The 6477-nt window shown below is 65.7% G+C and carries 8 protein-coding genes; all 8 read left to right on the top strand.

From position 1 onward, the window contains the following. Nucleotides 1-435, top strand: a 435-nt coding sequence (locus GUY59_RS45430; RefSeq protein ID WP_161715075.1) for an SRPBCC family protein, incomplete at its 5' end; no start/stop codon positions are given. 340 nt (nt 436-775) lie between these two features. Continuing rightward, nucleotides 776-1411 (top strand): LGFP repeat-containing protein, encoded by a 636-nt coding sequence (locus GUY59_RS45425; RefSeq protein WP_138208496.1) that lies wholly within the window; start codon nt 776-778, stop codon nt 1409-1411. A 255-nt stretch (nt 1412-1666) separates the two neighbouring features. Continuing rightward, nucleotides 1667-2209: a hypothetical protein gene (locus tag GUY59_RS45420; protein WP_138208495.1), complete on the top strand. Its 543-nt coding sequence runs from the start codon at nt 1667-1669 to the stop codon at nt 2207-2209. A 301-nt stretch (nt 2210-2510) separates the two neighbouring features. Further along, nucleotides 2511-3041, top strand: a complete 531-nt coding sequence (locus GUY59_RS45415) for a hypothetical protein (RefSeq protein WP_138208494.1) — start codon at nt 2511-2513, stop codon at nt 3039-3041. A gap of 249 nt (nt 3042-3290) precedes the next feature. Beyond that, entirely contained in the window at nt 3291-3845 is a 555-nt protein-coding gene (locus tag GUY59_RS45410; protein ID WP_138208493.1) for a hypothetical protein, read from the top strand. Between the two features lie 332 nt (nt 3846-4177). Continuing rightward, entirely contained in the window at nt 4178-5026 is an 849-nt protein-coding gene (locus GUY59_RS45405; RefSeq protein WP_138208492.1) for a CAP domain-containing protein, read from the top strand. Nucleotides 5027-5361: 335 nt separating this feature from the next. Further along, nucleotides 5362-5880 (top strand): hypothetical protein, encoded by a 519-nt coding sequence (locus GUY59_RS45400; RefSeq protein ID WP_138208491.1) that lies wholly within the window; start codon nt 5362-5364, stop codon nt 5878-5880. A gap of 169 nt (nt 5881-6049) precedes the next feature. Next, nucleotides 6050-6385, top strand: coding sequence for an FG-GAP repeat domain-containing protein (locus GUY59_RS50395; protein WP_138208490.1), 336 nt, complete (start codon nt 6050-6052; stop codon nt 6383-6385). Nucleotides 6386-6477: the final 92 nt, after the last annotated feature.

The following is a 6477-nucleotide window of genomic DNA, read 5'->3' as shown; positions in this document are numbered from 1 at the left end:
TGGATAGCCCCGGCCACCGGCCCGGCGGCCGGGGCCCGGTTCGTCGGCCACAACCGCATGGCCGGCCTGCGCTGGTCACGCGAATGCGAGGTCGTGGTCTGCGAGCCCGGGACCGAGTTCGCCTTCCTCACCCATGTGCGAAGCCTCCCGTCGACGCTGTGGCATTACCTGCTCGCTCCCGGCGATGCCGGAGGCACCCAGGTGATCGAGCAGTACACCGTATCGCCGGCCTCCGCCTCCCCCCGGTGGGCCGAAGCCCTCCAGGGCATTCCCGCAGCGCGCAGGCGCACACGGGCCGCCACCCGCGCCGGCATGATCCAAACCCTCCAGCGCATCAAGACCGCCGCCGAAGCCGGGCTCACTCCTCCGGCCATGACACCACCGTCGTCATCACTCGAAACCAAGAAAGACAGCCCAGAAGTCCCATCTCACTGAACGAATCGGCGGCCAGGAAAGGGCGGTGGTCATTCACCACGGCGAGTGGTGTCTCATGCCCGATTCGATCAGGGCGAGCGGCCGCAGGCCATTGCCTGTCTTCCGATCGTTCAGATTCAGAGCCTGTCTTCGAACGTGGCGTTTTTCTGCACCGCCCTGCTTTGACGTCGATTACTCCGAGGACGCACTTCCCAAGGCGTGGTGGACCCGGAAAGAACAGGCATCGCCGGAGCCGGGCCACGCCGCCAAGACGTGTCAAGTGTTTTGCAAGTGGTCGCGTTTATAACTCAGTTATGAAAGCCCCGCACGGGGCTGTGGACGTCAGGAATAGGGAGTAGTGATGGGCCGGAGGATCTATTTTTCGATGACGGCTACCTTCGCGTTTTCCGCGGCTCTGGTGGGGCTTCCCGCCCACGCCGGCAGCGCCACAACCGGCGCCACAACCGGCATCACAACGGCCAGCACGACGTCCGCCGCGTGCAACCCCAAATTCGCGCCCTACGGGCTGATCGGTGACAGGTGGCGGGCCTCGGGCGGGGAGAACAGCGCTTACGGCTGCCCGACGCGCGCCGAGTACGGCTTCACCACCAACAAGGCCCGCAGGCAAGACTTCGAGAACGGCCAGATCGGCTGGTCCCCAACTCTGGGACCGAAAGCGATGATCCGAGCGTACCGAACCCGCGGCAAGGCCAACTTCCAGTGGGGGCCGACCGGACGAGACTGGGACTACTTCGAAGTCCGCTACGCATTCAACAACGGACCGGTCAAGAAGTACAAAGTGAAGCGCCGCGACGCATGGAACGGTGCGTTCAGCATGCATCCGGGAGGGCCAGGACCAGACCCCCTGGGGTGCAGCCACAGCGACGGATCCCCATGCGGCTTCGCCCATTATTTCTCCGTCCGAGGCTGCGATAACACTGGAGTTTTCCAGGCCGGGTCTGAGTGCGGTGGATGGTCGATACCAGGACGGCTGTGAACGCCGCCTGGCATCGACCCGGAAAACGGGCAGCCTCGAAGCCGAAGCCGGGCTGCGCTGCGGCCGGGGCTCAGGTTCTTCGCAAGTGACCACGTCTATCACTACGTCAAACCACCGTCAGGAGATCATCATGAAGCACGTTGTCAAGGGCTGGCAACGGCCGCGATCGCCGGCCTCACCCTCGGCTTTCCCACCATCGTCACCGCCACGCCCGCGGCCGCCGCCCCCGGTCCCGACACCTGCCGCCAGGGATTCGTGTGGCGGACGGCCCGTCCTTCCGATCTGGTGTGTGTCGCCCCCACCGTCCGCGACCAGGTCCGCAACGACAACCGCGTCAAGGTGTCGCGTTGGACGAACGGCGAGCACGGCCCGCACACCTGCGAGACCCCCTATGTATGGCGGGAGGCGTTCCCCGGCGACGACGTCTGTGTCGAGCTCAAGGAGCGCACCCAGGCCAAGCGGGACAACCTGCAGGCCGACGACCGCAAGATCCTCGCCCGGCTGTGGGTCACCAAGACCAAATACCAGGGTGAGACCTACATCACGCTCAACGGTGATCACTTCAACCTCGGCAAGGTCAAGCTCTCCATCCGAATCAAGAAGACGAACAAGGAGATCTACGGCGCCACGGTCACCGCATTTCGGTACAACGGCCAGGCCGGAGGCAGCCTCGGTGTGATGACCGACCTGCACAACTGCGGCAAGCCGGGAGGAATCGACGCCTACGCCGTGGCGTACGACACGCGCTCCGGCCGCTGGTCGTCCCGGGTCTCGGTCCGCCCCTGCGCCACACTCTGACCACTGACGCAGCGGCGCCGGCGATGCACGCCGCTCATCAAGGGCTTCGTCGACCGCCCACGCCGTGCGTCAGTTCCGGCCGGCCGGCTCCACGCGAGGTTCGAGTCCGGGTCCCGTATTCACGACTGGAACAAGCAGGGGCCACAGCTCCGCGCCGTCCACGGAGCGACGGGTCTCCAAGAGCTACATAACAAGGGGAAATCAGAGCGCTTGGCTCACTGTGGCTGGAGCCATTTCATACGAAGAGCGCACGGCGTTTCCGTAACGGGAAAAGGATGGTGTCGTAACAGTGTGTCTTTCCATGAGCAGAGTTCTGGTGGTCGTCGTCGCCGGGTTATGCCTGGTCGGGTGTGGATCACAGACCGCGTCTAATGAAGCTGGTGGGGGTCAGGGCCGGTCGTCGGACGAGTGCCCGCTCACAGCGGAGGCACTCATCAAAGCAACCGCACTGGACTGGGAGCTGAGGGAGAAGAAGGAAGACCACCCCCTGGAGAGCGCCGAATCGATCAAAGCGACGGTCTGCATCTACACCGCCGCGGACGCCCCTCAGCGAGGCTCGGATCCTCTTGTCATGAGGACAGACGTCGTCACCGGGGCGGATGCCGCCGCCGTCCGGAAGGACTTCAACGGCACATGCACCGAATACGGCGGCAAGCTTCGCAGCTCCGCCTCACCCGAGGGCGCTGTGGTGTGCGAGCGAGACGGTTCCGTCGTGGAGGGCGTCATCGGCAGCGATGACCGAGCAGTGAGCGTCTCCCTGGCCAACGCCGACAAGGCCACCGCCGCCAAGCTCACCCCCGCCTTCGATCAGATCCTCGCCGCCGTCCATTGAGCCCTGCCGAGCCGAATCGGGGACCGGCGGCGACGAACTGAACGGCGACAACGACACCGACTCCTGCAACGACGGCCCCGGCAGCGACACCACGACGACCTACGAGTAATGCGACACGACCTCGACATGGTCTCACTGCTCAATGGGCTCGGGTCCGTAAGGAAACCTCAGTGAGAACGACCCCGGCCGATCTCGACGTCATCGCGATCAACCCCCACGCCCCTGACAATCCGCAGCAAGGAGAACCAGATGAACGCCAGCTCACGTGCGCTGATCGGCATCACCGCAGCGACGCTGCTGACGATGGCCGCGGTCCCCGCCGCCTCCGCCACGTCCGGCGCGGCCCAACCAGTCGCCGCCTCCGATGAGCTCGATACCGGTTCCGGCCGCGCAGTCCAAGCCGCCGCCGCGCCCCAAGCCTGGGGACCGTACTACTCGCCCGGCGCCAAGCGGGCCAAGACACTCGGCACGATCACCGCGACCGGCGAGGCCCACGAAGTGATCCCGTCCGCCGCCACACTGACCGTGTCCGGCACCATCTCCGACCTCACCCGCGCGTCGTCCACCTGCGGATGGGCGGTGTTCAACATCGCCACGGTCAACCCGGCCGGCGACAAGGTGACCTGGAAGCGGCACCACGCACGCACCTGCGCCCATCGCACACCGAAGAAGTTCTCCTTCACCAACCACCGGGTGTACCAGGTCGAGCTCAAGGTGTGCGCAGAGCGCCGGGCCAGCAAGCCGTCGATCCAGTGCACCGCCGGCAACCCCGCCTGGAAGACCATCTACCTCTCCCCACGCTGACCCTGCCTTCCCGCCGGGAGACTCCACGGCGCTCGTCACGTACACCGCGTGAGTGGCACCACGAACCGAACGATTCAGCCGGCCGTCGGCACCCTGACCATGGCAGGCCTCATTCGTCGGCACCGGACCGACTTCTGGAAGGGGACACCTGGCGAAGAGCGCGCGCTTGCCACATCGCCTTCACGATGCCGGTGCAAGAGGTGATGCCCAATCCCGGAGCCCTATCGATAACGCGTAAGGCCTGCGGGCCTGACTCGTTCTGCACGTTCCGTCAAACCATGTGGGCCCGGCGAGCGCGGGGTCGACCGGGATACGACACCAAGGAGAAAATCATGAAACGCATCGCGATGAACTGCACCATCCTCGCTCGGTTCGCAGTCACCGAAGCCGAGGAGTCCGCCCTGAGCAGCCTCTTACCGTTCTCCCGCAACCAGCAGCGGCTCGTGCCCAAGAGCGCTGTGTCACGCCGTCGGCAGGCTGCCGTCGCCGTGACCGGTGCCCTCCTGTTGGGCCTGACCGGCGCTGTTGCGCTGGCACAGCCGGCAGCCGCCGCGGCCCCATCGCTGAAAGGCGCTGGAACGTGCAAGAACATCGATATCGTCTACCGGCCTCAATCCGCATTCCCCGACACCAAGCAGGGACGCGGCGCCTTCCTGATTCAGGCCATCAAAGTCGAACCGGCAGTGATGTGTCTCGTCAACGCCGAACGAGCCGCGGCCAACCTACGGCCGCTGCAGAGGTTCATCCGGCTGAAGGGAACCCCCGCACTCTCCAGCGCCTCAGCCAGGCACGCCGCAGAAGCCGTCAAGCTGCGCTGGTGGGGGGACGTGGAGCCGGGCAAGAACTGCCGCCCCATGAAGAACGACCCCACCACGTGCGACCCGCACATCAATCCGCAGACCGGATCCACCCCGCTCAGCCGTGCCCAAGCTCTCGGCTACGGTCGCCGCTGCGCCTCCTTCTCCATCGCGGAGAACGCCTACGTGGGATGGGGAAGCGCCTCTGTCACACCCCGGGCGGCCGTCACGTGGTGGATGAACAGCAAGCCGCACCGCGACACCATCCTCAACCCGACCTTCGAGGAGATGTACACCAAGGTGGCCTGGGGAAGCGCGGACCCGGCCGCCGGGTCCACCACCCCGGCCCTGACCTACGTGCAGATGTTCGGACGCTGCAGCTGACGCCGTGTCCCTCACGCTTGCCGATCATTGGGACAGCGGTCCGGCCGTGCACCCGAGCGTCCAGGCCATCAGGGCCGACACGCCCTCAGCCGAATCCACGATGCGGGCCACAGCAGAGGACTGGATGGCGGATGGAACCGCCCGACCGCCCGACGGCCCGGTCGTGATCTGGCGGCAGGCCAGCAGCACTACGGAAATCGCAGGCCCTTCTTCCGATTTCAGACCAGACACAGGATTAGTCCTTCCCGCGCACAGGTGTGAACGGTCCCGCGCCACCGGGACGACCACTCCTGGGGTCCATCACCCTAAAACCATGACGACCTGACGGAGACACCATGTCCAGACGAAAAGTTCTGCTCCTTAGCCCGTTGTCCGCGCTCTTCGCGCTGCTGCTGACAACCGCGGTGCCACAACCGGCGCAGGCGTACACGATATTTACCAACGTCGTGGCCCAGGGGCCCTCGTACTGCGTCAAGGCCAGGGCGGGCATCGACCACCGCCGACCCGGCCTTTTCTCGTTGGACCAGGGGTGGGGCACGGCTCTCGTGTTCGAGGGGGACTGCGCCACCGTGAAGGTCATAGAGGCCGAGGTCGTCGTGAACGTGGAGCGATGGGACGTATCCCGAAACGAGTGGGTTTGGTGCGCGCAAGGCATCAACGAGGGCACGACGGGCACGAGCGCCTGGGGCCCCACCGGACCCAGCGTCTCCGCCGAATACCTCAGGGGAGTGTGTGGTAATCCTGCCTGGTATCGGGCAGAGGTGACAGCACGGTTCCGCCACTTGGATCCCCTCACCGGCCGCTACATCACGACCGGCGGCACCCTCGATTCGGGCAAAGAGTGGGTGGAGTGACCGCCCCCGGCCCGGCGCGTAACGATCCCCCGATCATGCCGGCCTCAAGACACCCCGCCCATGGCCGGCATCGGGCCTCGGGCAGCCCGCAGAAAGGCGAGCCTGTTGATGAAGTACGGGTTACGTCCATCGGCGCGCCACCGTACCGCGGCGGCCCGTTTTCCTCGCGGTGATCGCCACCTCCGCCTTGTCGATACCCGCACGGGCGGCCGCAGGCCCGGTGATCGAAGCGAAGGCGGTGGCGGACTGGGATGGCGACGGCCACCAAGACATCGTGGCCGTCGACCGCACCCACAACGTGTTGCTGCTGTATCCCGGCGAGAGCAAACGCGGCTACAGCAGCCAGCCACCGGTACAGATCGGCGAAGGGTGGCACCGGTATCGCGTCGACGGAGTCGCCGACTGCGATGGCGACGGCCACCAGGACCTCGTGGCCTACGCCTTCGATACCGACGCATTGCTGCTGTATCCGTGTGTCCTGAACGTGAAGGAGAGTTCGATGTAGGCGAATGATCTGGAGCGATGCTGCTCGGATGATGAAGGTCTTGGCCCTTCGGAGCCGCCCTGCGGAGGGAGGCTTCAAACCGCCTCATGCTG

This window comes from Nonomuraea sp. K271 (assembly GCF_009908215.1).
Classification (GTDB): Bacteria; Actinomycetota; Actinomycetes; order Streptosporangiales; family Streptosporangiaceae; genus Nonomuraea; species Nonomuraea longispora.
The sequence above is the reverse complement of the archived record's forward strand: the minus strand, read 5'-3'. Positions and strand labels throughout refer to the sequence as shown.